This is a genomic window from Rhodococcus sp. CH91 (assembly GCF_022554085.1).
GTDB lineage: Bacteria > Actinomycetota > Actinomycetes > Mycobacteriales > Mycobacteriaceae > Rhodococcus.
Window position 1 is genome coordinate 61,452 of the sequence record NZ_JAKFYR010000008.1, and the last position, 26,145, is coordinate 87,596.

The window sequence follows — 26,145 nt, forward strand, 5'->3', positions numbered from 1 at the left end:
CCGGCTCAGGAACCGGCCGAACTCGGTGCGCGTCCGGCACCCGGAGTTCCGGCGAAGGCCTGCGCGAGGCCGAGCCATTCCTCGGCGTCCGGGCCGTCGGCGACGAGGGCGGTGTCGTCGCGGTGGATGCGCTGGGTGACCAGCAGGCAGAAGTCGAGCGCCGGGCCGGTGACCGATTGCGCGGCGTCGGAGGGTCCCCATTCCCACTCGCTCCCGTCGGGTGCGGTGAGCCGCACGTGGAAGGGTTCGGCCGGTGGGGCGAGGGCGCGGATGATGTACGCGAAGTCGCGCGTCCGTACACCGAGATGCGCGACGTTCTTCAGGCGGGCGGTGGGCGTGCGTACGACTCCGAGGGCATCCGCGACGTCGCCGCCGTGGGCCCACGTCTCCATCAGGCGCGCCGTCGCCATCGACGCCGCCGACATCGGAGGTCCGAACCACGGGATCTTCGTGCCCCGCGGCAGTTCGGCGAGGGCATCCGCGAGTTCGCGGCGGATGTCGCGCCAGTCGGCGAGCAGATCGGCAGCGGCCCGGGTGGCCTGCTCGTCCGCCCCGGCGTCGACGAAGCCCGAGGGATCGGCGAACGCCGCCTCGATCATCGCGACGAAGGCATCGGGTTCGCGGACAGCGGTGAGCGCTGCTCGATCCGTCCACAGGAGGTGACCGATCTGATGGGCGATGGTCCATCCGGGTGCGGGGGTGGACAGCGTCCAGCCGTCGTCGGACAGGTTCGCGACGAGGCCGTCGAGGTCGTCGCCTTCCGCGCGGAGATCGTCGAGCACTGTGTGCAGATCGGCCATGAGGCAAGCGTCACACGTCGCGGGCGCAAAATCAAGCACTCATGATTGTTTTACGGCGGGCGGTGGCCGTCCGTGTCGGAGAGACTGACGTGATGGCCGACGTCCACCGCACGCATACCGCCGTGCCTGTGGCGGCCGTCCTGGGAGCGGTACTGTCCATGCAGTTCGGGGCGGCGTTCGCCGCGACACTGTTCGACCGGGCGGGTGCGCTCGGCACTGTCACCCTGCGTCTCGTGTTCGCGGCGGCGATCCTGTGCGCCCTCGTCCGGCCTCGGGTGCGCACGTGGACACGCGAGCAATGGCAGGCCGTGGCGACGCTCGCCGCCAGTCTGGCGCTGATGAACGCGTCGTTCTACGCGGCACTGACGCGACTGCCGCTCGCCGCCGCCGTCACCATCGAATTCCTCGGTCCGCTCGGACTGGCCGCGGTGTTGTCGCGCCGTGCGCGCGACGCCCTGTGGGTACTGCTCGCCCTGGCCGGGGTGGTCCTGCTCGGAGCGGGTGACGAGGCCGGCCCGTCCGGCGGTCTCGACCCGGTGGGCATCGCCTTCGCCCTGGTCGCCGCCACCGGATGGGCGTGGTACATCGTGGCCGGCGCCCGCGTCGCCACGACCCTGCGCGGGCCGTCGGGACTCGCCGGCGCCACGGCCGTCGCAGCCGTCGTCATCCTGCCTTTCGGAGCGGCGTCGGCCGGCACGCAACTCCTCTCGCCCGACCTCGCGCTCACGGGACTCGCCGTGGCGCTGCTGTCGTCGGCGATTCCCTACACCCTGGAGATCCGGGCCTTGCGCGACCTGCCGAAGAAGGTGTTCGCGATCCTCATCGCGCTCGAACCCGCCGCCGCGGCACTCGCAGGTCTCCTGGTACTCGGCCAGCTCGTCGACCCCCTGGCCGCCGTGGGCATCGTGCTGGTGGTGGCCGCCGGAATCGGCGCGATGCGCACCGCGCGGGCCTGAACAGGGTCCTCAGCTACCGCGAACGATCATGCGGACGAGTTCCCCTGCCGGCCCGGCGAGCCGGCGCGGTGGCCGCCAGACCGCACGGAGTACCCGGCGCAGATCGAGACCGTCCACCTCGACAGCGACCAGACGCCCGGAAGACAGATACTCCTCGACCGCGAGCGTGCTGAGAACAGCGGGGCCCGTGCCGCCGAGCACACTCGTCCGGACCGCGGCACCGCTCCCGAGCTCGAGCAGCGGTGCCGCCCGTTCGTATTCCTGCAGCGCGAGATCCAGTGTGCGCCGGGTGCCGGAGCCCTCCTCACGGACGACGAGCGGTGTCGCGGCGAGTTCCGCCACGGTGAGCGGGCGCCGTCGCCGCGCCCAGGGGTGTGCGGGCGGAACGACCACGACGAGGCGGTCCCGCGCGACCGGCACACTGTGCACCCCCTCGGGCACCGACGGTCCTTCCACGAATCCGAGATGGCACCCACCGTCCGCGACCACATCGCACACGCGCATCGAATTGTGGACCTGCAACTGGATCTGGACGTCGTCGCGGATCAGCCGGAAGGCCCCGAGCCAACGCGGGACGAGATGCTCGGCGACCGTCATCGAAGCCGCGACCATCAGTTCGGGCTGCCGTTCGACACGCAGAGCGGCAGCGGCGTCGAGCAGTCGTCCCGCATCGGCGAGCACCTCGCGTGCCCAGTGCGCGACGACGGTTCCCTCCGGCGTGAGCGCAGATCCGGTGTGGCCCCGGCGCACGAGGACCGCGCCGAGTTGCCGCTCCAGCCGGCGCAGGGTCCGGGTCGCATTCGGCTGGGCGAGGCCGGCGGCACGGGCGGCAGCTCCGAGCCCGCCCAGGTCGTCGATACCGACGAGGAGTTCGAGGGCTCCGAGGTCCGGCCAGTCGGTCATGCACGAACGATATGTCACCCGCACTACTCATATCGAGCCGGCATGAGCTCATGCCCGATCGGAGGCTGGTGCGGGCCTCGCGGGGACGGGAGAGTCGAGACATGCCCGCCGTTCTCTCCGCCTCGCCCCGGCCGACCGTCGCCCCGGGCCTGCTCGTGGCCGGGGCGGGTACGCTCGCTGCCCTCGCGGCAGCCCACCTCGTGCCGGAGGCCAGCCCGCTCCTCGTCGCGATCGTCCTCGGTGTGGCGGTGGCGAACGCGGGCCTGCCCACGGCCGCCGTCGAGACCCTCGGACCCGGGATGGGCGTGGCGTCCAAGCACCTGCTCCGTGTGGGAGTCGCACTCCTCGGACTGCAACTCGCGGTGTCCGATCTCGCTGCTCTCGGGTGGGGAACGGCGCTCGTCGCGGCGACGGTCGTCGTCGCGGGCATCGGCGGATCGCTCGCCCTCGGCAGATCGCTCGGTGTGGGGTGGACCCAGCGCCTGCTCATCGCGTGCGGGTTCTCGATCTGTGGGGCGGCTGCTGCGGCAGCGGTCGACAGCGTGATCGACTCGCGCACACGCGAACTCGTGACGACCGTCGCGCTCGTGGTCGTCTTCGGCACCGCGATGATCCCGCTCGTCCCACTCGTGGCGGAGATGTCCGGACTCGACACCCGGTCCGCCGGACTCTGGGCCGGCGCGGCGATCCACGAGGTCGCACAGGTCGTCGCGACCGGCACGGCACTCGACGCCGCGGCGGGAGGGGCCCTCGCGGTCGCCGTCACCGTCAAACTCGCGCGGGTGGCCCTGCTGGCACCCGTGATCGCGATCGTGGGCGTCGTCGCACGCCGACGGGGCGAGGGTCGCACGGACGGGAAGCCCCAGCCGATCGTGCCGCTCTTCCTGCTGGGCTTTCTGGCCTGCGTCGCGGTGCGTTCGACGGGCGTGCTCGGCCCGTTCGTCGTGGACGTCGCGCACTCGGTGCAGACGGCGCTGCTGACGGCCGCGATGTTCGCCCTGGGCACGGGGGTGCGGCCGGCGGTGTTGCGCGGGGTGGGATGGCGGCCGGTCGCCCTCGCCGCTGCAGCGACGATCTGGATCGCGGGAATCGCTCTGGCCGGAGTGCTGGTGATCAGTGCGCGATGAGGATCAGGACGGCCGACGCCACGGCGAGGACGGCGACGGTCCCTGTGATCGCGACATTGCGCCACCAGAAGTAGGGCACACTCCCCTCGACGAATCCGCGCACCCGGGCGCGATGGCCCGACCGGGCGGCGAACAGCAGAGTGAGGACCGGCACCAGACAGACGAGCCCGATCGTCGCCACTACGGGCCCCGGGCCGGGAACGAACCGCATGAACGCCAGCACCACCGCGCCGAGCAGTGCGCCGGTGCGCAGCCACGACAGGCTCGTCCGTTCGGGTTGCAGACCCGCGTCGTCGTGCCGCAGATCGTCCGGCCCCACTAGGACGCCACCGTTCTCACCGCACGATGGCGACGGCCAGCACCACTCCCGCCGCGCCCAATGTCACTGCGAGCAGATAGGCCGCCCAGGGAAGCGGAAGCGGTCGCCCGGTGCGCATCGCGCGTTCCACGCTGTGCCAGCGGAGCAGGGCGAACACCACGAGCACGGCGGCGAACACCAGGAGGACGCACGCGAGCGTCGTGCGGAGCCCGACGGACACGATGTCGCCCGCGAAGGTCTCGAGTGCCACCGCAGCGGCGAGGATGCCGAGCGCGGTGCGCACCCATGCCAGGAAGGTGCGTTCGTTGGCGAGGGTGAATCGCGGGTCGGGATCGGTGCCCTCACGCAGTGCTTTCGGGCGCCAGCCTCCGCGTTTCTCCACGAAGCGGACTCTATCCCTCGCGTGGTCAGCCGACGACGAGATCGGAACCGCGGGCCGCCACCGGGCGGGACTTCAGCGGCCGCTTCGCCGGCCCTTCGGTGGGTACGCCGTCGAGGTCGAACCGGCTTCCGTGACACGGGCAGATGATCCGGTCGTCCTCGACACCGCTGATGTTGCATCCCTGGTGACTGCAGATCGCGATGAACGCCCGGAACTCGCCCTCCGTGGGCTGGGTGACCACCAGTCTCTCCGACTCGAGCATCACTCCCCCGCCGACCGGAACGTCCGCGACGGCGGCGACCACCTTCGCGTCGGGGCCGGGCGGAGTCGTGGTGGTGGGCGCCGCGGCTGCGGGACGTGCCTCACCGGCGTCATCGGACGCCCCGCAGGCCGTCAGTGCCGCACCGGCCGCCACTGCACCCGCCCCTCCGATGAATGTGCGACGCCCGAGCGTCGTACGGTCGAAGAAGTCGCTGCTCATGCACATGTCCGTTCGGGTCGCGAGAACTGTCTCTCCCGAGCCTATCGACGAACCACCCGCCCTCGCCGCGACGTGCGTCACCTGCGGGGACTATCGCTGCCGTGACGTGAGCAACGGCAGGCGACCACGGCGGCGGCCCAGCTCGACCAGGGCTGCACGATCGGTGATCTTGACCCGTGGCCTGCCCTGAGCGTGTCCGGCCCGCCGTTCGGCGGCATCGATCACCCTCCACCCGTCCAGATCCACGCGTTCGGGACGGCGCTGCCCGAGCAACCGGTTCAGGGCGCGGCGATCGCCGCGCGGTTCGGCGAGGCCGCCGGAGTCGAAGTCGGCGAGCAGCGCCGCCACCGTCTCCTTCGCGCAGCCCTTGTTGGTACCGATGACCCCGCTCGGTCCGCGCTTGGCCCAGCCGGTGACGTAGACACCGTGGTCGACCCGTCCACCGGTGTTGGGGACGACGCCGCGGACGTCGTCGAACGGCACGCCGGGTACGGGGACCCCGCGGTATCCGATCGACCGGAGCACGAGCGTGGCGGCCAGATCCTCGAACCGGCCGGTGGGACGGGCCACGAGGCGACCCTCCTCGTCGGCCAGCTCGGTGCGTTCGATCCGGATCCCCGTCACGTGGTCGTCCCCGAGCAATTCGCTCGGTGCGGAGAGATACCGGAAGACGATGCGGCGGTGGCCCGGACGCACGGTGCGGTCTGCATATTCGCGAGCGAGCCGGACACGCAGGGCGGTGGCCTGATCGTCCTCCGCGGCCCGGGCGCTGACCGGGTCGAGCTCGAGGTCGGCATCGTCGACGACGACGTCGACACCCCTGAGGTCGCCGAGGGCGAGGAATTCGGGGTTGCTGTACGCCGCCTGGGCAGGACCACGCCGGCCGAGCAGGACGACCTCACGGATGTTGCTCTTCCGCAAGGCCTTCAGCGCGTGATCGGCGATGTCCGTGCGCGCGAGTTCGTCGACGTCCATCGTGAGGATCCGGGCGACGTCCAGCGCGACGTTGCCGTTCCCGACGATCACGGCGCGTTCGCCGGAGAGATCGAAGACACGATCGGCGTAGTCGGGATGGCCGTTGTACCAGGCCACGAACTCGGTGGCGGCGTGGCTTCCGGGCAGGTCCTCACCGCGGATCCCCAGTCGCCGATCGGACGACGCGCCGGTCGCGTAGATCACGGCATGGTGATGCTCGAGCAGTTCGGCGTGCGTGATGTCGCGACCGACCTCGGTGTCGAGGTGGAGTGCGAACTCGTCTCGCCGGAACGACCATTCGAACGATTCGGTGACGGCCTTGGTACCCGGGTGATCGGGTGCGACGCCGGCGCGCACCAGGCCGAAGGGTGTGGGGAGCCGATCGAACATCTCGACCTCGACGTCGGATCGTTCGAGCAGTTCCTGTGCGGCATAACAGGCCGCGGGCCCGGCGCCGACGATCGCGACACGCAGCGTCCCCCGATCGCGCGGGGGCGCCGGGGTCGGAACGAGCGGCTGCCATCCCTCCGGCACGGGGTGGTGCTCGTAGTAGGCCGCGTTGATCTCGGCGAACCGGGCTTGCGCCGGAGAGAGCCTGTCGTCGGGCAGGATCGCCTCGACCGGGCACGCATCGGCGCACGCTCCGCAGTCGATACAGGTCTGCGGGTCGATGTGCAGCATCTCCGCCGTCGCGAATTCGGGTTCGTCCGGCGAGGGATGGATGCAGTTCACGGGGCAGACCGCGACGCAGCTCGCGTCGTTGCAGCAGGTCTGGGTGATCACGTAGGCCATGTGGAGGTCCTCGCAAAGCCGGGCGGAGCCGTCCGCCAAGTTCATGTAACGGTCCGTAACAGTTAACAAGACTGTAGCGGCTGCGCCGGGACGTTCGCAAGAGTCCCTGCGACCCGGCCCGGAAGCTGCGAGAATCGCACGATCGGACATCCGACCGGGGGGAGCGCATGGGCATGCCGACGTCGACTTCCGATCGCCCCTGGACCCGGCCTTTGACGGCACTACCCGACGGTGCGAACCCCTACTCCACCGCACGCACCGTCCGCACCGGGGACGTGGACACCGGCAGACGCCTCCGCCTCGACGGCATCGCGCGGTACCTCCAGGACATCGGCACCGACAATCTCGCGGCGGTGGGCGCAGCCGACACCGATCCGCTGTGGATCGTCCGGCGCACTGTCGTCGACGTTCATCGCCCCGCCCATTACGGACGATCCCTGCGGCTTCGACGCTGGTGCGATGCACTCTCGACACGATGGGCCAACGTGCGCGTACGCCTGGACGACCCCGACGATGCCCACGGCCCTCTCATCGAGACGGCAGCCTTCTGGATAGACATCGGCCCGACCACCGGCGCGCCCACCCGGATCAGCGACGGCCTGTTCGAGCACATGTCCCGCTACGCACACGACACGCGCCTCAAATGGAAGGCATGGCTACCGGACAGCGCACCCGAGACGGTCGACGACGAACGCGAATTCCCCTTGCGCGTCACCGACTTCGATCCTTTCGGACACGTCAACAACGCCGTCTACTGGCACGGCGTCGAGGAGGTCGTAGCGCTGCGGGCCGACATCGTGGAGGGGCCGTACCGCGCGGTGATCGAACATCTGCGGCCCGTCGCCGCGGGCGAGACGGTCACGCTCCGGACCGGCCTCCACGAGGACGGTCTGACCGTGTGGTTCACGGTCGGGGATCACACTCGTGCGGTCGCGTGGATCGCCCGGAATCCGGACGCTCTACGGTGGACCCCATGACCCGTACCCTGATCTTGCTGCGCCACGGCAAGTCCGCGTACCCGGACGATGTGGACGATCGCGATCGCCCCCTCTCCCCCCGCGGACGACGCGAAGCCGGACTCGCCGGTCGCTGGATCCGCGCGAACCTTCCCGAGGTGGACGCCGTACTGTGCTCCCCCGCCGTCCGGACGCGCAAGACGCTCGCCGAGGCAGCGGTCGAGGCACCCACCGAACACCCCGAGAGCCTGTATCTCGCCGGCCCGGAGACCCTGCTCGGTGAGATCCGCGGGGTGGCCGACGACGTGAAGACCCTGCTGGTCGTGGGGCACGAGCCCACCCTGTCGGCCACCGTCCTCGGACTGGTCACCGACCACAGCACCGATGCCGCACACCAGGTGGCCGAGAAGTTCCCCACCTCCTCGATCGCGGTACTGACCGTCGACGGTTCGTGGAGCGACCTGGCGCGCGGCACCGCAGAACTCGTGGACTTCCACATTCCGCGGTAGTCCGCCGGCTCGAGGACCAGGTCGAGATCATGCAACTCGTCGCCCGGTACGGACCCGCGGTGGACAGCGGGTCCGGCGATGCCGCCGCCGCGCTCTGGACCGAGGACGGTCGCTTCGACGCCGTCCCGCAACGACGGATGAAGGTGTCGGCGAACACCTGGCGCTGGGTGCGCACACCGGACGGCTGGCGCACCACCGAACGTGTCGATGCCGATCTCGACGGCACCCCCGCGCACCGGGAGATGCTCGCCCCGAAGAAATGACGAAGGCCCCGCCCCCGAAGAGAAGAGGGCGGGACCTTCATCGCCTACAGCGGCAGCGAACTACCGGTAGTCGTTGGAGTAACCGTAATCGTCCAGCGGAACCGCAGCGCCGGTGTTCTGGCCGAAGCCGTCCGGCGAGTAGTACTGGTCGTCGTACGCCGGGATGGCGTACGCGGCCGCGCGGGCCTCCTCGGTCGGCTGAACCTCGATGTTCCGGTACTTGTTGATGCCGGTACCGGCCGGGATCAGCTTGCCGATGATCACGTTCTCCTTGAGACCGATCAGCTTGTCCGAGCGGCAGTTGATCGCCGCGTCGGTCAGCACGCGAGTGGTCTCCTGGAAGGACGCCGCCGACAGCCACGAGTCGGTGGCCAGCGACGCCTTCGTGATACCCATGAGGACCGGACGGCCGGCAGCCGGCTCGCCACCCTCCTGGACCACACGGCGGTTCGCAGCCTCGAACTCGCTGCGCTCGACCAGTGAACCGGGCAGGAACTCCGTCGAACCCGAATCGATGATCGTCACGCGACGCAGCATCTGGCGCACGATGACCTCGATGTGCTTGTCGTGGATCGACACGCCCTGGCTCCGGTAGACCTCCTGGACCTCGTGGACCAGGTGGACCTGAACCTGACGCGGGCCCATCACGCGCAGCACCTCGTGCGGATCGGCAGAGCCCTCGAGCAGCTGCTGACCGACCTCCACGTGGTCGCCGTCCGCGAGCACACCTTCGGTTCCGTCGGCCTTGCGGATGACGTGCAGACGCTGACGCTTGGACAGCTTGTCGTACACGACCTCCTCGCCGCCGTCGTCGGGAACGATCGTGATCTTGTAGAAGCGATCGTCGTCCTCGAGGCGGATACGGCCGGAGACATCGGCGATCGGGGCCTTGCCCTTGGGGACACGGGCCTCGAACAGCTCCTGGACACGCGGCAGACCACCGGTGATGTCCTCACCGACGCCACCCTGGTGGAAGGTACGCATCGTGAGCTGCGTACCGGGCTCACCGATCGACTGGGCGGCGACGATACCGACGGCCTCGCCGATGTCGACGAGCTTGCCCGTCGCCATCGAACGGCCGTAACAGGTCGCGCACACACCCGTGCCGGTGTCGCAGGTCAGGACCGAACGGACCTTGACCTTCTGGATACCGGCCTCGAGCAGTGCCTCGATCGCCGGATCACCGAGATCGGAACCGCGCTCGACGACCACGTTCCCGTTCGCGTCGACGGCATCCGTCGCGAGCGTCCGGGCGTAGGTGCTGGTCTCGATGTGAGCGTCGCGCACGAGCTCACCGGTCGGCTGACCACTCGCATCGCGAGCGGGCTCGGCGATGGTCATCTCGATGCCGCGCGGCGTGCCGCAGTCGACCTCGCGCACGATGACGTCCTGCGAGACGTCGACCAGACGACGGGTCAGGTAACCCGAGTCGGCGGTACGCAGAGCGGTATCGGCCAGACCCTTACGGGCACCGTGCGTGTTGATGAAGTACTCGGCAACGGTCAGGCCCTCACGGAAGGAGGACTTGATCGGGCGCGGAATGAACTCGCCCTTCGGGTTCGTCACCAGGCCCTTCATACCGGCCAGCGACCGGATCTGGGTCATGTTGCCCGCAGCACCCGACTTGACGATCGTCGGGATCGGGTTGTCGTCGGGGTAGTGCGCCTCCATGGCCTGACCGACCTCTTCGGTCGCTTCCTGCCACAGCTTGACGAGCGAATCCCGACGCTCGTCCTCGGAGAGCTTGCCGCGGTCGTACTGCCGCTGGATGGAGTCGGCCTGGCTCTCGTACCGCTCGAGGATGTCCTTCTTCTCCGGCGGAACGAGCACGTCCGCCATCGAGATGGTCACGCCCGAACGCGTAGCCCAGTAGAAACCGGCGTCCTTCAGCTTGTCGACGGTCTGCGCGACGACGATCATCGGGTAGCGCTCGGCGAGATCGTTGATGATCGCGGCCTGACGCTTCTTCGGCATGATGTCGTTGACGAACGGGTAGTTCGCCGGGAGCAGCTCGTTGAACATCACGCGGCCCAGGGTGGTGTGCGTGATCCACGGCTGACCGAACTTCCAGCCCTCCGGGAACAGCTCGTCCTCGACGTCGCGCGGCGGACGCTGCTGTGTCAGGCGCACCTTGATCGGGGCCTGCACCGACAGCACGCCACGGTCGACCGCCATGATGGCCTCGGCCGGCGACGAGTACACGCCCTGCTCGGGCTCGTCGGCCGTCGCGGCACGGTAGGCGCCCACGGCGTCCTCGACCATGCGGGTGAGGTGGAACAGACCCGTCACCATGTCCAGACGCGGCATGGCGAGCGGACGGCCCGATGCCGGCGACAGGATGTTGTTCGACGACAGCATCAGGATGCGGGCCTCGGCCTGCGCCTCCGCCGACAGCGGGAGGTGCACGGCCATCTGGTCGCCGTCGAAGTCGGCGTTGAAGGCCTCACACACGAGCGGGTGCAGCTGGATCGCCTTGCCCTCGACGAGCTGCGGCTCGAACGCCTGGATACCGAGGCGGTGCAGCGTGGGTGCACGGTTGAGCAGCACCGGATGCTCGTTGATGACCTCTTCGAGGACGTCCCACACCTGCGGGCGCTGGCGCTCGACCATGCGCTTCGCGGACTTGATGTTCTGCGCGTGGTTGAGGTCGACGAGACGCTTCATCACGAACGGCTTGAACAGCTCGAGCGCCATGAGCTTCGGCAGACCGCACTGGTGCAGCTTCAGCTGCGGGCCGACGACGATGACCGAACGGCCCGAGTAGTCGACGCGCTTACCGAGCAGGTTCTGACGGAAGCGACCCTGCTTGCCCTTGAGCAGATCGGACAGCGACTTGAGCGGACGGTTGCCCGGACCCGTGACGGGCCGGCCACGACGGCCGTTGTCGAACAGGGCGTCGACCGACTCCTGCAGCATCCGCTTCTCGTTGTTGACGATGATCTCGGGAGCACCGAGGTCGATCAGTCGCTTGAGGCGGTTGTTGCGGTTGATGACGCGGCGGTACAGATCGTTGAGATCCGAGGTCGCGAAGCGGCCACCGTCGAGCTGCACCATCGGACGCAGCTCCGGCGGGATCACCGGCACGGCGTCGAGCACCATGCCCATGGGCGAGTTGCCGGACTGCTGGAAGGCCGCGACGACCTTCAGACGCTTGAGAGCGCGCAGCTTCTTCTGGCCCTTGCCGCTGCGGATGGTCTCGCGCAGCGACTCGGCCTCGGCGTCGATGTCGAAGTTCTCGATGAGCTTCTGGATCGCCTCGGCACCCATGGCACCGGTGAAGTACTCGCCGTAGCGGTCCTGGAGCTCGCGGTAGATCATCTCGTCGACGATCAGGTCCTTCGGCTTCAGCTTGGTGAAGGTGGTCCAGATCTCGTCGAGGCGATCGAGCTCGCGCTGCGCGCGGTCACGGAGCTGACGCATCTCGCGCTCGCCGCCGTCCTTGACCTTGCGGCGGACGTCGGACTTCGCGCCTTCGGCCTCGAGCTCGGCGAGGTCGGCTTCGAGCTTCTGCGCACGGGCCTCGAGGTCGGCGTCGCGCTGGTCGGCGACCGACTTCTTCTCGACCTCCATCTCGGCTTCGAGGGTGGAGAGTTCGTTGTGGCGCAGTTCGTCGTCGACCGAGGTGATGACGTACGCGGCGAAGTAGATGATCTTCTCGAGATCCTTCGGCGCGAGGTCGAGCAGGTAGCCGAGGCGGCTCGGCACACCCTTGAAGTACCAGATGTGCGTCACCGGAGCGGCGAGCTCGATGTGGCCCATGCGCTCACGGCGGACCTTGGCGCGGGTCACCTCGACGCCGCAGCGCTCGCAGATGATGCCCTTGAAGCGGACACGCTTGTACTTGCCGCAGTAGCACTCCCAGTCCCGGGTGGGACCGAAGATCTTCTCGCAGAACAAGCCGTCCTTCTCGGGCTTGAGCGTGCGGTAGTTGATGGTCTCGGGCTTCTTGACCTCGCCGTACGACCAGTTGCGGATGTCCTCGGCGGTGGCCAGGCCGATCCGGAGTTCATCGAAGAAGTTGACGTCGAGCACGTAACTTCCTTTCCCCTGTGCGGGTTGTATTGCTGCTAGTTGTCGCTATCGCTGCCGGGGCCCGATGCGGTACGCCCGGTGTCCCCGGTTGCGTACCGCATCGGCTCGGCTCCTAGTTCGCGAGGTCGTCGACCGTGGCCGACTCGTTGCGGGAAAGGTTGATGCCCAGGTTGGCGGCCGCCCGCTCGAGGTCCTCGTCGTCGCCGTCGGCCATCGCGATGGCAGCACCGTCGCTGGAGAGCACCTCCACGTTCAGGCACAGCGACTGGAGTTCCTTGAGGAGCACCTTGAACGACTCGGGGATACCCGGCTCGGGGATGTTCTCGCCCTTGACGATCGCCTCGTAGACCTTGACGCGACCGACCACGTCGTCGGACTTGATCGTGAGCAGTTCCTGGAGCGTGTACGCGGCACCGTAGGCCTGCATCGCCCAGCATTCCATCTCACCGAAGCGCTGACCGCCGAACTGCGCCTTACCACCGAGCGGCTGCTGGGTGATCATCGAGTACGGACCGGTCGAACGCGCGTGGATCTTGTCGTCGACGAGGTGGTGCAGCTTGATGATGTACATGTAGCCGACCGAGACCGGGTACGGGAACGGCTCGCCGGAGCGACCGTCGAACAGCGTCGCCTTGCCGTCGGGGCCGACCATGACCTCGCCGTCGCGGTTCGGCAGCGTCGAGGACAGCAGACCCGTCAGCTCCTCCTCGCGGGCACCGTCGAACACCGGGGTGGCGATGTTGGTGTCGGGCTCCGCGGCGAGCATCTCCTCGGAGAGGTTCTGCGCCCACTCGGGACGGCTGCCGTCGTCGGCGACCTGGATCTTCCAGCCCGCCTTGCCGATCCAGCCGAGGTGCGTCTCGAGCACCTGACCGATGTTCATACGACGCGGAACACCGTGGGTGTTCAGGATGATGTCGACCGGGGTGCCGTCGGGCAGGAACGGCATGTCCTCCTGCGGGAGGATCTTGCCGATGACGCCCTTGTTGCCGTGGCGGCCGGCGAGCTTGTCGCCGTCCTGGATCTTGCGCTTCTGCGCCACGTACACACGGACGAGCTCGTTGACGCCCGGAGGCAGATCGTCGTCGTCCTCGCGCGAGAACACGCGCACGCCGATGACCTTGCCGTTCTCGCCGTGGGGCACCTTCAGCGAGGTGTCGCGGACCTCACGCGCCTTCTCACCGAAGATCGCGCGGAGCAGGCGCTCCTCGGGAGTCAGCTCGGTCTCGCCCTTCGGCGTGACCTTGCCGACGAGGATGTCGCCGTCGCGGACCTCGGCACCGATGCGGACGATGCCGCGCTCGTCGAGATCGGCGAGGACCTCGTCGGAGACGTTCGGGATGTCGCGGGTGATCTCCTCGGCACCGAGCTTGGTGTCGCGGGCGTCGATCTCGTGCTCCTCGATGTGGATCGAGGTGAGCACGTCCTCCTCCACGAGGCGCTGCGACAGGATGATCGCGTCCTCGTAGTTGTGGCCCTCCCACGGCATGATCGCCACGAGCAGGTTCTTGCCGAGTGCCATCTCACCGTTCTCGGTGCAGGGGCCGTCGGCGAGGACCTGGCCGGACTCGACGCGCTGCCCCTCGTCCACGATCGGACGCTGGTTCGAGCAGGTGCCCTGGTTGGAACGATCGAACTTGCGCAGACGGTAGGTCTTGCGGGTTCCGTCGTCGGCCATCACGGTGATGAAGTCGGCGGAGACCTCTTCGATCACGCCGCTCTTCTCGGTGACGATGACGTCGCCTGCGTCGACGGCGGCACGCAGCTCCATGCCGGTACCGACGATCGGCGACTCGCTGCGCACCAGCGGCACGGCCTGACGCTGCATGTTCGCGCCCATGAGGGCACGGTTGGCGTCGTCGTGCTCGAGGAACGGGATCATCGCGGTCGCGACAGACACCATCTGGCGCGGCGAGACGTCCATGTACTCGACCTGGTCGGCGCCCACGTACTCGATCTCGGCGCCCTTCTTACGGACGAGCACGCGCTCGTCCGTGAAGCGGCCGTCCGAGCCGATCGGCGAGTTGGCCTGCGCGATGAGGTAGCGGTCCTCCTCGTCGGCGGTCAGGTACTCGACCTGGTCGGTGACCACACCGTCGACGACCTTGCGGTAGGGCGTCTCGATGAAACCGAACGGGTTGACCCGCGCGTACACCGACAGCGAACCGATCAGGCCGATGTTCGGGCCTTCCGGGGTCTCGATCGGGCACATACGGCCGTAGTGCGAGGGGTGGACGTCGCGGACCTCGAGGCCGGCGCGCTCACGCGACAGACCACCGGGGCCGAGGGCCGACAGACGACGCTTGTGCGTCAGGCCCGACAGCGGGTTGTTCTGGTCCATGAACTGCGACAGCTGGGAGGTTCCGAAGAACTCCTTGATCGCGGCGACGACCGGACGGATGTTGATCAGGGTCTGCGGCGTGATCGCCTCGACGTCCTGGGTGGTCATGCGCTCGCGGACCACGCGCTCCATGCGGGACAGGCCCACGCGGATCTGGTTCTGGATGAGCTCGCCGACCGTGCGCAGACGACGGTTGCCGAAGTGGTCGATGTCGTCGACCTCGACGGGAACCTCGACGCCGCCGGGAACGGTCATCTTGTTCTCGCCCGCATGCAGACGCACGAGGTACTCGATCGTGGCGACGATGTCTTCCTCGGTGAGGGTGGACGCCTCGATCGGCTGGCCCGAGTTCAGGCCGAGCTTGCGGTTGATCTTGTAACGGCCCACGCGCGCCAGGTCGTAGCGCTTGTCCTTGAAGAAGAGGTTCTCCAGCAGGGTCTGCGCGCTCTCCTTGGTCGGCGGCTCGCCCGGACGGAGCTTGCGGTAGATGTCGAGCAGCGCCTCGTCGGTGCCGGCGGTGTTGTCCTTCTCCAGCGTCGACATCATGATCTCGGAGAAACCGAAACGCTCGACGATCTGCTCGGTGGACCAGCCGAGGGCCTTGAGCAGCACCGTGACCGGCTGGCGACGCTTGCGGTCGATGCGCACGCCGACGGTGTCGCGCTTGTCGACGTCGAACTCGAGCCACGCACCGCGGCCGGGGATGACCTTGACGCTGTGCAGGTCCTTCTCGGTGCTCTTGTCGACGGTCTTGTCGAAGTACACGCCCGGGGAGCGGACCAGCTGGGACACCACGACACGCTCGGTGCCGTTGATGATGAAGGTGCCCTTGTCGGTCATCATCGGGAAGTCACCCATGAAGACCGTCTGGCTCTTGATCTCACCGGTGTTGTTGTTGATGAACTCGGCAGTGACGAACAGCGGAGCCGCGTACGTCATGTCCTTGTCCTTGCACTCCTCGACGGAGGCCTTGACCTCGTCGAAACGAGGATCGGAGAAGGACAGGGACATCGAACCCGAGAAGTCCTCGATCGGCGAGAGCTCGTCGAGGATCTCCTCCAGGCCACCGACGACGTGACCGTCGCCGCGCTCGGCAGCCTTCGCGCGCCAGCGCTCCGAGCCGATCAACCATTCGAAGGAATCGGTCTGTAGATCGAGGAGCCCGGGAACTTCGAGGGGTTCGCGAATCTTCGCGAACGACACCCTCGTCGGGGCTCCGGGGATTCCGGCTACTGCCTTGGTCTGGCTAGAGACTGCCAAGATGCGTCCTTCCAGCACCTCACGCGGGCCGCTCCAACCGGTGCGACCGCCGCTGTACCTGCTTCTTCATGTGGGGCGTTTTCGCTGGTTGCAGCCCGTACGAGAACCCCACCGAGGCATCGGGACGGTCTCGCCCTCCGGGGCGAAATCCGACCCGAGGATCAGAAGGTGAACAGGAGGCAGCCAGCGCAAAGAACTAACCTACACCTGAGTAGGGAAAATGTCCACAGGGGTGCCTCAAAGAAACCTGGCAAACGACCACGAGCGGCTTACGAAGAGGCCTCCGGTCGAACAGGCGTACCGATAGAGTGACCGCTCGCGTCGCCCGCGTCAAGACTCCACGTCCGGAAAGGGAGCGCGCGTCGCGGTCGCGGACACCCTCCGGCAGGAAGATCCGCACCCTGCGGTCACTACTGGTCGCGGATCTCCGAGACCAGCCAGCGCCCGTCCGACTTCTCCATCCTCACCAGCAGCGGCGCGGCAGCACTCCCCTGAGCGATGCCGTCCCCGGTGGCGCTGACGTTGATGTAGGCGGCCACCTCCGCGCGGTTGTCGTCGAGCATCGTCGCGCCGATGTGCTCCACGGTCACCTCGGTGACCGTGCGGGTGTCGACCGCGGCCTTCTTCGTCACCTCGGCGGTCGAGTCGAACTCCTCTAGCCGCTCCGGAGTGAGCAGCTCACGGATCTGCGCGAAGTCCTCGTCGATCGTCCGGTAGTCGTAGCCGTGCATGCTCTCGATCGCGACCTTCGCGGCCTCGGTGACCTCCTGTGTCGCCGAGGAGTCGACCCAGGCGACGTTCGAGACGTCGGCACCGGGACGGAAAGCGGCGACCGCCGCGATCACGGCGAGCACCACCGCCGCCGCACCGATCAGCGCCACGGGTCGCCATCCTCCGGATCCGTGGGAGCCGCCGGCGGCGGGGCGGGTGGGTCGCGCGGACGCGGACCGGGCGCCCGATTTTCCCTTCTCGACCGCTTCGCCCGTCTCCACCGGTTTCTCCAGGCTCACCGCGTCCGGCTGCGCCGGTTCGGCAGGCTGCACCTGATCGGGGGGCGTGATCGGCCGGTCCGAGTCGGCCGAGCGCTCACCCTCTCCGGGAGTCATCCGCGGAGGTCGGGACGATCCCGCGACCTTGGGCCGCCGGCGCGGGGGACCGCTCGGTCCGGATTTCCGTCGCTGCGGGGGCACTACACGTTCTCCTTCGTCGACTTGCCGAACATCACGGGCCCGCCTCCCCCTCGGGTGCGGTCTCTCCCCCGGGCGCGGGTGCGGGCGCCTCGGGAGGTGCTGCGCCGGGAGCCGGCCCCGACTCCAGTTCGACGGATGCGAGCGGCTCGATGGTCTCGGCCTTCCACACGTCGTCGTCCTTGCGGAGCGAGACGATCACCGGCACCTTGTTCGTCACGAAGTACTCGGGCGTCGAGGTGCGCACCGCGAGCACCACGAGCGCTTTGCCCAGGTCGTCGTCGGTGTTGAGTTCGGTGAGGGTTCCGAACAACGGCTCGGCCGACATGCTGGTTCCCGTCTCGGCGACCCGCGCCCGGATGTCCTGCTCGGTCGCTTCGAGGTCGTTGCGCAGGGCGTCACCGGTGATCGACGACCGCATGTTCTCGATCGACCGGTCGACATCTGCGGCATCGACGCTGTTCAGATTGACAGCCGCCTGCACAGCGCCCGACAGTGCGGCATCCCGCGTGTCGGCCACCGCACGATCCACGAGCAGCGCACGCCCCCAGCCGACACCGAACCACACCGCCGCTGCGAGAGCGATCACGGCCGCTACGGTGACGGCGACGAGAGCCGTCCGGCGTGCCCTGCCCGGCCCCTTCACATCCGCGGACGACGTCGCGTCGTCGGATGTGGCCGGGGCGGGCGGAGCGTCGGAGGATCTTGGTGCACTCACTCCACAAACCTACTCACTGCTCACTTGGGGGTGACTCCGAGCAACGGCGCCAGCTGCGTCGCGATCGGATTCAGATTGAGCCTGTCGGGGTCCTTCTTCGGCTTGAAATCCCAGGGCTGGATCGTGTTGGGGTCGGCGAAGACGATGCGGTTCGCGCTGCGCACGCCGGTGACACTGCCCTGGGGGGCCTCGCACGACGCGTTCGTGTTGAACGGGAAGTCCTGCTGAGTGTCGTCGAAATTCGGATCCTGGGCGCGCATCTGCGCGAGGATCTCCTGCGTCCCCTCGTACCCGATGGTGCACGAGGGCGGATTGTTCGTCTCGAGCACGATGCCCTGACGCACCGCGCCGTCACCCGGAGCGACCGTGCTCGCGCTGCCCGCAACCGCAGGCAGGAAGGCGAGCAGCGGCTGCAGCGCAATCGCCTGCGGCGCGAGCGTGCGCCCCAGCGCGGCGAGATTCGTGAGGTCGGCCGTCAGGCCCGGCCCCGAACCCTCCACGAGCTGCGAGAGCTGGTCGCTCGAGTCGGTGCCGGTCTCGATCAGTCGTCGCACATCCGGATCGCTGTCGCGCAACTGCGCCGTCACCAGGTCCAGATCCGAGCTGAACTGCTGGATCGCCGACGCCTGGTCGGACTGCGTGTTCAGCACGGTGAGACTGTCGCGGATGAGGGTGACCGTCTGAGGCAGGTATTCGGCGCCCTTGTCGCTGAGCCCGGCGAGCGCGTCGACGAGGACCTGCAGGTCGTCGCCCCGCCCGTCGAAGGCCGCTCCGAGTTCGGTGACGACCGTGCGCAACGGCTCGAGCGGAACCGAGTACACCAGGTCGTTGGTGCTCACGAGCAGGTCCTCCACCGGGGTGGGCAGATCCTCCTCGGTGCCCTCGATCACCGCCCCCTCCCCCAGATAGGGACCCTCGTCGGTCGGGGGCTGGAGATCCACATACTGTTCGCCGATCGCCGACCGGTTCGCCACGACGGGTCGCGCCGAGGCCGGGATCGGCGGGCCGCCGTTGTCCAGGCGCAGCTCGACGTTGATGCCGTCGTCCGTCAGGCTGAGCGCACCGACCCTGCCCACCGGCACGCCGCGGTAGGTGACCTCGGCGTTCGGGAAGATTCCACCAGCGGTCGGGAACCGGGCGTCGACGGTGTACTGGCCGAAGCCCATCAGATTGTCGAGGCGCACGTAGCGGGCGCCCACGAACACGATCCCGAGCAGCGCGATCACCACGAACAGCGCCAGCTGCACTTTCACCAGGCGCGATCTCACTGCCCACCCCCGAGTCCGAGCCGATCGAGCAAACCTTGCAGCGGGCCCGGCGGCGGAGCCCCGTCGCCCTCGGTACCGGCGGCCGGACCCGCCTCGCCGACTCCCGGAATCTCGATGCCGTCGGGCAGCGACACGCCCTCCGGCAAAGTCGGACCGCCCGGCAGACGCGGCACGGGCAGCACCGGCAGCAACGAGACCGTGGGCCAGCCCGGCGCCGGCCCGTTCCCGTCGTAATACGGATTGGAGGGGTCGACGAGCGGCGTCGGGCTGCCGAACTTCGGCTCACGGTAGACCGGCTCGCCCTGACCCACGCCGAGCGCGGCCAGCGCGTCGCCGATCTGCAGATCGACCACGAGGAACAGATTCACCGAGTTGCCCAGGGCGATCTTCTCGACCCCGTCCGGGAACGGCACCGTGGGCACGAATGCGAGCGCCTGCACGAGATCGTCGCCCGAAGCGGCGAGCTGCTGCAGTGTCGGGCGCAAGGCGAGCAGATCCGCGATCAGGTCGTCCTTGGACTGCTCGAGAACGTCCACTCCGGCGGTGCCGAGGCGGTCGAGCTGACCGAGGAGCTGAGTGAGCTGGGGTCGCTGCTGTTCGAGGACTTCGGTCGCGACCGGCAGTTCGTCGAGCACCGCCGCGATCTTCTCGTTCTGATCCGCGACCCGCACCGTCAACCGGTCGAGTCCGTCGAGTGCCCGGGTGATGTCCTCGCGCTGCTGATCGAGTCCGGTGATGAGCGCCTCGGCCTGCTCGACCAGGCTGCGTGTCGTGTCCTCTCGTCCTTCGAAGGCCGTGGACAGCTCGTTCACGATCGGAGCGAGCTGACCCACACCGCCGCCGTTGAGCAGCAGCGACAGCGCCCCGAGCACCGGTTCGAGTTCGGTCGCATGTCGCGTTCGTTCGAGCGGAATGACATCGCCGTCGGAGAGCCGGCCTGCCGGCGGTTCGTTCTCCGGCGGGGTGAGCTGGACGAACTTCTCGCCGAGCAGGCTCGACTGTTCGACGGTCGCGAAGGCGTTCGCCGGCAGGTCGACCGTCGAATCGAGCACGATCCCGACGTCGGCGGTCCACCCGTAGTCCGACGCCACCGAGATGGATTCGACGCGCCCCACCGGCACGCCGTCCACCTTCACGCTCGACTGCGGAACCAGGTCGAGAACGTCGTCGAACTGGATGGACAGGCGGATCGGATCGCTGCCCACGTCCGCACCACCGGGCAGTGGAATGTCGGACAGGCCGCCGCACCCCGTGACCGTCACCGCGACGACACAGGCGGCCGCGCCGAATGCTCCCGCGCGCGACGCTCTTGTCGTGCCGCTCACCGATCTCCTCCCTGGAGGTCGAACCGGGGCGCGACCACGCCGGGCACGGTGCCCGGAGTGACCTGCCTCTGGATGTTCTCGCCGCTGAGGATCCCGAACGGCAGGATGAGGTCGGGGGAACGCTGATCCTCGGTGATCTGCGTGGCGACATCGCGGCACCGGTCGATCAAGGGCTGCATCTGCCGGCCCAACTGCTCGAAGCGCGGGTCGCCGGGGACGAGATTGCCCAGGTCGACGAGCTTGCACACCGTTCCGGCGGGATCCTGCAGGTCGGGCAGGACGAGCCGGGACGCGAGCACACCGGCCTCGGCGTCGTACGAGTTCACGAGGTTGCTGACCGCGAGCGGGAGCAGGGTCAGCGAGTCCACGAGTTCCTGGCGCCGGTTCGACAGTGTCTCCGTGATGGGCACGAGCGCGTCGACGTTGTCCTTCAGTGCCGCCTGGTTGTCGCGCACGAACGTCGCGACGTCCCCGAGCGTGACCGACAGCCGGTTCAGCGCCTCCCCGAGGTTCTGCCGCTCCCCCGCGAGGAAGCCCGACAGGTCGGACAGTTGCGTATTGAACTGGCGGACCTGCTCGTCGTTGGCCGCGAGAGCGCTGACGAAGATCTGCAGGTTCTCGATCGTGCCGTAGAGATCGTCGCGGGACTGGTCGAGTGTGCGCGCAGCCGCGGAGAGATTCTCGATGCTCTGCCCCAGCGCCTCGCCGTTGCCGGCGAGGTTCTCGGCGCCGACCTGCACGAAATCGGTGAGAGCGCCCTCCCGGTTGGCGCCGTCGGGCCCGAGTGCGCGCGACAGTTCGTCGATGCTGGCGTAGAGCTGGTCGACCTCGACGGGCGTCGCCGTCCGGTCACGCTCGATCACGGCGCCGCTGCTCATCTTGTCGCCACCTGTGTAGGCGGGGGTGAGCTGCACGTACCGGTCGGCGACCACGGAAGGCGTGATCTGGACGGCCCGCGCGTCGGCCGGGATGTCGATGCCACGATCGACCCGCAGACCGACCTTCACGAGCTCGCCCTGCGGTTCGACGGAGGTCACCGTCCCCACCTCGACACCGAGCACCCGGACGCCCGAGCCTTCGTAGACACCGACGGCCTTGTCGAAGTACGCGGTGATCTCGGTGGTGCCCGCGCGGGTGAACAGCCACCACCCGGCACCGGCCACGGCCACCGCGCCCGCCACGACGGCCGCGATCAGCGCGATGCGCCCGCGCATGCTGCGCGATTCCCCGTTCTCGGCGTGTGCCATCAGTTGCCCCCTTCCAGGCGGCGGCCGGGCTCCCGGTAGCCGGGGATCTCCGGCAGACCCGGCGGGGTGAGGTTCACGATGACCTGGTCGAACCACCTGCCGTTGCCGACGACGTTGGTATAGACGCGGACGAACGGCTCGTAGAGTTCCATCGCCCGGTCGAGGTTGTCGTTGTTCTCCTGCAGGATGTCGACGACGCCGCGCAGCTGTTGCAGGGCGGGTCCGATCGTCTCGCGGTTCTCCTCGACGAGTCCCGACAGTTCGGCCGACAACCGCTTGGTTCCGTCGAGCAGCTGGGAGATCGCCTGCTGCCGGTTGTTGAGCTCGGCGATGAGAAGCGCCCCGTCGGAGAGCAACCGGTTGAACTCGGCATTGCGGTCGGCGAGCACTTTCGACACGTTGCCGGTCGCGTCGAGGAGCTTCTTCAGCTCCTGATCGCGGCTCGCGACGGTGTCGGACAGCCGGCTGATCCCGTCGAGAGAGGCGCGGATGTCGTCGGGGGTCTCCGCGAAAGCCTCGGACAGCGTCTCGAAACCGGTTGCGAGCTGTTCGGAATCGATCTCGCCGATGGTCGTGGCCGCCGACGAGAACGCCTCGATCACGTCGTACGGCGCGACGGTCCGTTCCAGTGGGATCCGGTCGTCGGGATCGAGCACTTCCGTACCGCGCGGATCGAGTGCGAGATATTTCTGCCCCAGGATCGTCTTGATCTGGATGGACGCGGCCGTGTCGTTCCCCACCCAGGCGTCCTGGACCTTGAACGAGACGATCACCCGATCGCCTTCGAGATCGACGCCCGTGACCTTGCCGACCTTCACACCGGCGATACGCACCTCGTTGGTGGGCTTGAGGCCCGCGGCCTCGCTGAACTCGGCCCGGTAGGTCGCTCCCGCCCCGATGATGGGCAGCTCGTCGAGGAAGAAGGCGGACAGTGTCCCCAGCAGCACCACGACGATGCCCAGAGCACCGGCGACGGCCGGACTACGACGTTTGCTCATCGTCCCTGCAACTCCTGCATCCCGTCCTGCGAGCAACGCTTCGCTGCGTTCGTGTAGATCGGCTGGTTCACGGTGGGCAGCCCCGTCGGCAGATTCAGATACGGGACCGAACCCGGACCCGCGACGACGTCGATACCGCACAGGTAGAACTGGAACCACGAACCGTAGCTGGCGACGCGCCCGAGCTTGTCGAGCTTGACCGGCAGCGTCTCGAGGACACGGTCGACCTCATCCCTGTTCGCATTGAGATTCGAGGCCACCTGCTCGAGGGCCGTGATCGACTGCGCGATCGACGGGCGGGTGGGTTCGAGCACGTCGGACACCGCATCGGTCAGCCCGGCCAGCGACTGCACCGCCGAGCCCACGGTGGCACGATCGGCGGACAGCCCGCTCACCAGCGCCTGGGTGTTGACCAGCAGCGAATCGAGCTGCTCGTCCCGCTGGTCGATCGTGGCGAGGACCGTGTTGAGGTTGTCGACGACCGCACCGATCACGCGATCCTTGTCGGCGATGGTGTTCGTCAGGGAGGCGGTACTGCGCACCAGGTCGTCGATCGTGCCGGCCTCACCCTGGAAGACCTGGATGATCTGGTACGACAGTTTGTTGACGTCGTCGGCGCTCAGGGTCTGGAACAGCGGCCGGAAGCCGTCGAAGAGCGTCGTGAGATTCACCGCCGGCTTCGTGCGCTCGATCGGGATCGTCGCACCTTCCGCCAGCTTCTCCCCCTGCGGTCCCTCGCCCTGGCCGAGGGCGATGTACCGCTGACCGACGAGATTGCGGAAACGGATGGTCGCGGTGGCGCCGGCCGGGAGCCAGTCGCGCTGCTCGAGCGAGAAGGTCACCCGTGCCTGCCGGTCGTCGAAGACCGAGATCTCCTCGACCTGACCGACCCGCACACCCGCGATGCGGATGTCGTCGCCCTCGTTGAGCGAGGTGACGTCGCTGAAGATCGCATGGAACTTCGTTCCGCCTCCACCACCGACACTCGCGATGGTCGCGGCCAGGACACCCGTCGCGAGGACCGTGACGACGGCGAAGACGACCAGTTTGATCAGGGGCGCTGCCAGGCCTCTCACCGGAAACTCACCTCCGTACCGCGGATCGCGGGAGCACCGAGCCGGGTGGTCCAGGACGGGACCTCCTCGGGATCGACGCCGGTCGCCTGTCCGTAGATCACGTCGAGAGTGTCCTGCTCGAGACGCGAACCGGCGTACGACACCGGGGTGGCCCCGCCGTCGGAGGTGCCGATGATGTCGCCGACCGCGTCCGGCACACCGGAGCCTTCCGGAGCAGGGAAGAAGTCGATGGTCTCCGGGCCGGGATTGCGCGACGGAACCTGATAGGAACCGTCGTTGACCGATCCACCCGGATACTGCGGGAAGTTGCGACCGGGCGCGGTGACGTCGTCGTAGCAGGCCGGGCCGCGGTCGTCGAGGAGCCGGGGCTCGTCCTGATTCGGGAGGTAGCGGCCCTTGGGATTGGTGAACTGGATGTTCGCGCGCACCCCGGGGAACGGATCGTCCGTCGCGAGCAGGTCGGTCGCGGCCGGCTTCGCGTCGGCGAATCCCTTCAGCGTGCACGGGAACGACGGCGAGTAACGCGCGAGCAACTGCAGCGCCTCCTTCGAGTCCGCCGACAGCGTGATGATCGAGCGGGAGTTCTGCTCGACGAAATCCGCCGTCTGCGACGACGCTCCGGTCGCACTCGCGAGCAGCGTACGGATCTGATTCTGCTGTTCCACGACCGTCCCGCCCGTCGTACGCAGATTGTTCAACGCTTCGACGAGATCCGGGGCGGCTTCGGAGTAGGTCTGCGAGAAATCGGCGAGCCCACGCAGATCTTCCTGCAGCGTCGGCAGCTCGACGTTCACCTCACGGAAGACACGTTCGAGGTTGTCGATGGTGCGGCCCAGAGTCTCCCCACGACCGCTCAGGCCCTGAGCGAGGGCACCGAGGGTGTTGGCCAGATCCTGCGGCGGAATCGCCTCGAGGAGCGGAAGCAGCCCGTCGAGCACGTCGCCCAGTTCGACGGTGCGCTCGCTGGTGTCCTGGACGAGGACGTCACCGTCGGTGACGGGACGGTCCGGATCGTCGGGAATGATCAGCGAGACGTACCGCTCGCCGAAGAGCGTCTTGGGCAGCAGCTGCGCGGTGGCATTCGCCGGGATCTGCGCGGCCTTGTCGGGCTGGAGGGCGAGATGGGCGGTGACGTTCCCGCCTTCGGCACTCGTACCCCGCACCTCGCCGACCAGCACACCACGGGCCTTGACGTCGGCGTTGAGCGGCAGCGCGTTACCGATGCTGTCGGTGCGCAGATCGACTTCGACGACTTCGGTGAACGACTTGTTGTACATCGCGATGGTGACGTAGAGGAACAGCGCCAGTACGACGAAGAAGACCAGGCCGAGGACCCGGCGGCGCAGTGGTGAAGTGGTCGTGTCGCTCATCCCGCCACCCTCACAGTGGTCGTCGTGCCCCAGATCGCGAGGCTGAGGAAGAAGTCGAGGATCGCGATGGTCACGATCGCGGTGCGCACCGCACGCCCCACGGCCACGCCGACGCCGGCGGGACCGCCGCTGGCATGGAAGCCGTAATAGCAGTGGATGAGGATGACGACGAACGCGAAGACCAGGACTTTCCCGAACGAATAGAGCACATCTTCGGGTGGTAGGAACAGATAGAAGTAGTGATCGTACGAGCCGCTCGACTGACCGTTGAACAACGTGCTGATCGTGCGCGTCGCAAGATAGGCCGCGAGGAGCCCGATGATGTAGAGCGGGATCACCGCGACGAAGCCGGCGATCATCCGCGAGGTGACGAGGAAGGGCAGCGACGGCACGGCCATCACTTCGAGGGCGTCGATCTCCTCGCTGATCCTCATCGCGCCGAGCTGCGCCGTGAATCCGCAGCCCACGGTCGCCGACAACGCGAGTGCCGCGACGATGGGCGCGAGCTCACGAGTATTGACGTAGGCCGACAGGAAGCCGGTGAGCACCGACGAACCGAGCTGTTCGAGCGCCGCGTATCCCTGCAGGCCCACGACGACGCCGGTGAAGCCGGACATCATCGCGATGACGCCGATCGTGCCACCGATCACCGCGAGGGCACCGCTGCCGAAGGTGACCTCGGCGAGCAACCGCAGAACTTCCTTGCGGTAGTGGGTGAGGGTTCTCGGTGTCCACGCCACGGCCCGTGCGTAGAAGGACATCTGGTCCCCCGCACGGTCGAGCACGTTCAGCGGTGCGCGCATCGCTCGGCGACCCCGGAGAAGAACGAGATCTCCGCGGCCCTTGGAGACTGTCATCTG

22 protein-coding genes are annotated in these 26,145 nt (G+C 68.1%); 5 read left to right on the forward strand and 17 right to left on the reverse strand.

Annotated features, from left to right (window positions below):
- Positions 1-5: 5 nt before the first annotated feature.
- Complete coding sequence (locus tag MOM01_RS15980) at positions 6-800, reverse strand: TIGR03084 family metal-binding protein (protein WP_241386416.1); 795 nt, start codon at positions 798-800, stop codon at positions 6-8.
- 92 nt (positions 801-892) lie between these two features.
- On the opposite strand from MOM01_RS15980, the gene MOM01_RS15985 reads away from it, so the two are divergent.
- Positions 893-1,756 (forward strand): EamA family transporter, encoded by an 864-nt coding sequence (locus MOM01_RS15985; protein WP_241386417.1) that lies wholly within the window; start codon positions 893-895, stop codon positions 1,754-1,756.
- A 9-nt stretch (positions 1,757-1,765) separates the two neighbouring features.
- Here the strand turns inward: MOM01_RS15985 and MOM01_RS15990 are convergent, their stop codons facing one another.
- Positions 1,766-2,659 carry a LysR family transcriptional regulator gene (locus MOM01_RS15990; RefSeq protein ID WP_241386418.1) on the reverse strand — a complete coding sequence of 298 codons (894 nt, stop codon included), beginning with the start codon at positions 2,657-2,659 and terminating at the stop codon, positions 1,766-1,768.
- Positions 2,660-2,760: 101 nt separating this feature from the next.
- Between MOM01_RS15990 and MOM01_RS15995 the strand changes: the two genes are divergently transcribed.
- On the forward strand, positions 2,761-3,786 hold the full coding sequence (locus MOM01_RS15995) for a YeiH family protein (RefSeq protein ID WP_241386419.1): 1,026 nt from the start codon (positions 2,761-2,763) through the stop codon (positions 3,784-3,786).
- Here the strand turns inward: MOM01_RS15995 and MOM01_RS16000 are convergent.
- The 4 genes from MOM01_RS16000 to MOM01_RS16015 all read right to left on the reverse strand — a co-directional run bounded on the left by MOM01_RS16000 (position 3,773) and on the right by MOM01_RS16015 (position 6,735).
- A complete protein-coding gene (locus tag MOM01_RS16000; RefSeq protein WP_241386420.1) occupies positions 3,773-4,105 on the reverse strand; it encodes a DUF202 domain-containing protein in 333 nt (110 codons plus the stop codon). The genes MOM01_RS15995 and MOM01_RS16000 overlap by 14 nt on opposite strands.
- 16 nt (positions 4,106-4,121) lie before the next feature.
- Complete coding sequence (locus MOM01_RS16005) at positions 4,122-4,487, reverse strand: YidH family protein (RefSeq protein WP_241386421.1); 366 nt, start codon at positions 4,485-4,487, stop codon at positions 4,122-4,124.
- Positions 4,488-4,512: 25 nt separating this feature from the next.
- The gene (locus tag MOM01_RS16010) at positions 4,513-4,968 is read right to left on the reverse strand and encodes a Rieske (2Fe-2S) protein (protein ID WP_241386422.1); all 456 of its coding nucleotides are present in this window, start codon (positions 4,966-4,968) and stop codon (positions 4,513-4,515) included.
- A gap of 90 nt (positions 4,969-5,058) precedes the next feature.
- Entirely contained in the window at positions 5,059-6,735 is a 1,677-nt protein-coding gene (locus MOM01_RS16015) for an FAD-dependent oxidoreductase (protein ID WP_241386586.1), read from the reverse strand.
- A gap of 167 nt (positions 6,736-6,902) precedes the next feature.
- On the opposite strand from MOM01_RS16015, the gene MOM01_RS16020 reads away from it, so the two are divergent.
- From MOM01_RS16020 to MOM01_RS16030, 3 genes are read left to right on the forward strand one after another with little or no spacing between them, the layout of a single operon-like run.
- Positions 6,903-7,712 carry an acyl-[acyl-carrier-protein] thioesterase gene (locus MOM01_RS16020; protein ID WP_241386423.1) on the forward strand — a complete coding sequence of 270 codons (810 nt, stop codon included), beginning with the start codon at positions 6,903-6,905 and terminating at the stop codon, positions 7,710-7,712.
- Positions 7,709-8,200: a SixA phosphatase family protein gene (locus MOM01_RS16025; RefSeq protein ID WP_241386424.1), complete on the forward strand. Its 492-nt coding sequence runs from the start codon at positions 7,709-7,711 to the stop codon at positions 8,198-8,200. The genes MOM01_RS16020 and MOM01_RS16025 overlap by 4 nt, the downstream gene beginning before the upstream one ends.
- Positions 8,143-8,463: a nuclear transport factor 2 family protein gene (locus MOM01_RS16030; RefSeq protein WP_308196999.1), complete on the forward strand. Its 321-nt coding sequence runs from the start codon at positions 8,143-8,145 to the stop codon at positions 8,461-8,463. Before MOM01_RS16025 ends, MOM01_RS16030 begins: the two co-directional genes overlap by 58 nt.
- Before the next feature lie 60 nt (positions 8,464-8,523).
- Here MOM01_RS16030 and MOM01_RS16035 read toward each other — a convergent pair whose 3' ends face one another.
- The 11 genes from MOM01_RS16035 to MOM01_RS16085 all read right to left on the reverse strand — a co-directional run bounded on the left by MOM01_RS16035 (position 8,524) and on the right by MOM01_RS16085 (position 26,142).
- Positions 8,524-12,495 carry a DNA-directed RNA polymerase subunit beta' gene (locus tag MOM01_RS16035; protein WP_241386426.1) on the reverse strand — a complete coding sequence of 1,324 codons (3,972 nt, stop codon included), beginning with the start codon at positions 12,493-12,495 and terminating at the stop codon, positions 8,524-8,526.
- 112 nt (positions 12,496-12,607) lie between these two features.
- The gene (rpoB, locus tag MOM01_RS16040) at positions 12,608-16,114 is read right to left on the reverse strand and encodes a DNA-directed RNA polymerase subunit beta (protein ID WP_241386427.1); all 3,507 of its coding nucleotides are present in this window, start codon (positions 16,112-16,114) and stop codon (positions 12,608-12,610) included.
- A gap of 392 nt (positions 16,115-16,506) precedes the next feature.
- On the reverse strand, positions 16,507-17,202 hold the full coding sequence (locus tag MOM01_RS16045; protein ID WP_277609825.1) for a hypothetical protein: 696 nt from the start codon (positions 17,200-17,202) through the stop codon (positions 16,507-16,509).
- 115 nt (positions 17,203-17,317) lie between these two features.
- Positions 17,318-17,929 (reverse strand): hypothetical protein, encoded by a 612-nt coding sequence (locus MOM01_RS16050; protein WP_241386587.1) that lies wholly within the window; start codon positions 17,927-17,929, stop codon positions 17,318-17,320.
- Between the two features lie 92 nt (positions 17,930-18,021).
- Positions 18,022-19,269, reverse strand: coding sequence for an MCE family protein (locus MOM01_RS16055; RefSeq protein WP_241386429.1), 1,248 nt, complete (start codon positions 19,267-19,269; stop codon positions 18,022-18,024).
- Positions 19,266-20,594 (reverse strand): MCE family protein, encoded by a 1,329-nt coding sequence (locus MOM01_RS16060; RefSeq protein WP_241386430.1) that lies wholly within the window; start codon positions 20,592-20,594, stop codon positions 19,266-19,268. The genes MOM01_RS16055 and MOM01_RS16060 overlap by 4 nt, the downstream gene beginning before the upstream one ends.
- A complete protein-coding gene (locus MOM01_RS16065) occupies positions 20,591-21,841 on the reverse strand; it encodes an MCE family protein (RefSeq protein WP_241386431.1) in 1,251 nt (416 codons plus the stop codon). The genes MOM01_RS16060 and MOM01_RS16065 overlap by 4 nt, the downstream gene beginning before the upstream one ends.
- On the reverse strand, positions 21,841-22,839 hold the full coding sequence (locus tag MOM01_RS16070; protein ID WP_241386432.1) for an MCE family protein: 999 nt from the start codon (positions 22,837-22,839) through the stop codon (positions 21,841-21,843). The genes MOM01_RS16065 and MOM01_RS16070 overlap by 1 nt, the downstream gene beginning before the upstream one ends.
- A complete protein-coding gene (locus MOM01_RS16075; protein WP_241386433.1) occupies positions 22,836-23,915 on the reverse strand; it encodes an MCE family protein in 1,080 nt (359 codons plus the stop codon). Before MOM01_RS16075 ends, MOM01_RS16070 begins: the two co-directional genes overlap by 4 nt.
- Positions 23,912-25,285, reverse strand: coding sequence for an MCE family protein (locus MOM01_RS16080; RefSeq protein WP_241386434.1), 1,374 nt, complete (start codon positions 25,283-25,285; stop codon positions 23,912-23,914). The genes MOM01_RS16075 and MOM01_RS16080 overlap by 4 nt, the downstream gene beginning before the upstream one ends.
- Entirely contained in the window at positions 25,282-26,142 is an 861-nt protein-coding gene (locus tag MOM01_RS16085) for an MlaE family ABC transporter permease (RefSeq protein ID WP_241386435.1), read from the reverse strand. The genes MOM01_RS16080 and MOM01_RS16085 overlap by 4 nt, the downstream gene beginning before the upstream one ends.
- Positions 26,143-26,145 lie beyond the last annotated feature (3 nt).

Excerpts from the sequence above, each read along its gene's own strand:
- MOM01_RS16085 (WP_241386435.1), bottom strand. The coding sequence starts at position 26,142 with ATGACAGTCTCCAAGGGCCGCGGAGATCTCGTTCTTCTCCGGGGTCGC.
- MOM01_RS16080 (WP_241386434.1), bottom strand. The coding sequence starts at position 25,285 with ATGAGCGACACGACCACTTCACCACTGCGCCGCCGGGTCCTCGGCCTG.
- MOM01_RS16065 (WP_241386431.1), bottom strand. The coding sequence starts at position 21,841 with ATGGCACACGCCGAGAACGGGGAATCGCGCAGCATGCGCGGGCGCATC.
- MOM01_RS15995 (WP_241386419.1), top strand. The coding sequence starts at position 2,761 with ATGCCCGCCGTTCTCTCCGCCTCGCCCCGGCCGACCGTCGCCCCGGGC.
- MOM01_RS16010 (WP_241386422.1), bottom strand. The coding sequence starts at position 4,968 with ATGAGCAGCGACTTCTTCGACCGTACGACGCTCGGGCGTCGCACATTC.
- MOM01_RS16070 (WP_241386432.1), bottom strand. The coding sequence starts at position 22,839 with ATGAGCAAACGTCGTAGTCCGGCCGTCGCCGGTGCTCTGGGCATCGTC.
- MOM01_RS15990 (WP_241386418.1), bottom strand. The coding sequence starts at position 2,659 with ATGACCGACTGGCCGGACCTCGGAGCCCTCGAACTCCTCGTCGGTATC.
- MOM01_RS16020 (WP_241386423.1), top strand. The coding sequence starts at position 6,903 with ATGGGCATGCCGACGTCGACTTCCGATCGCCCCTGGACCCGGCCTTTG.
- MOM01_RS16025 (WP_241386424.1), top strand. The coding sequence starts at position 7,709 with ATGACCCGTACCCTGATCTTGCTGCGCCACGGCAAGTCCGCGTACCCG.
- MOM01_RS15985 (WP_241386417.1), top strand. The coding sequence starts at position 893 with ATGGCCGACGTCCACCGCACGCATACCGCCGTGCCTGTGGCGGCCGTC.
- MOM01_RS16015 (WP_241386586.1), bottom strand. The coding sequence starts at position 6,735 with ATGGCCTACGTGATCACCCAGACCTGCTGCAACGACGCGAGCTGCGTC.
- MOM01_RS15980 (WP_241386416.1), bottom strand. The coding sequence starts at position 800 with ATGGCCGATCTGCACACAGTGCTCGACGATCTCCGCGCGGAAGGCGAC.
- MOM01_RS16045 (WP_277609825.1), bottom strand. The coding sequence starts at position 17,202 with ATGACTCCCGGAGAGGGTGAGCGCTCGGCCGACTCGGACCGGCCGATC.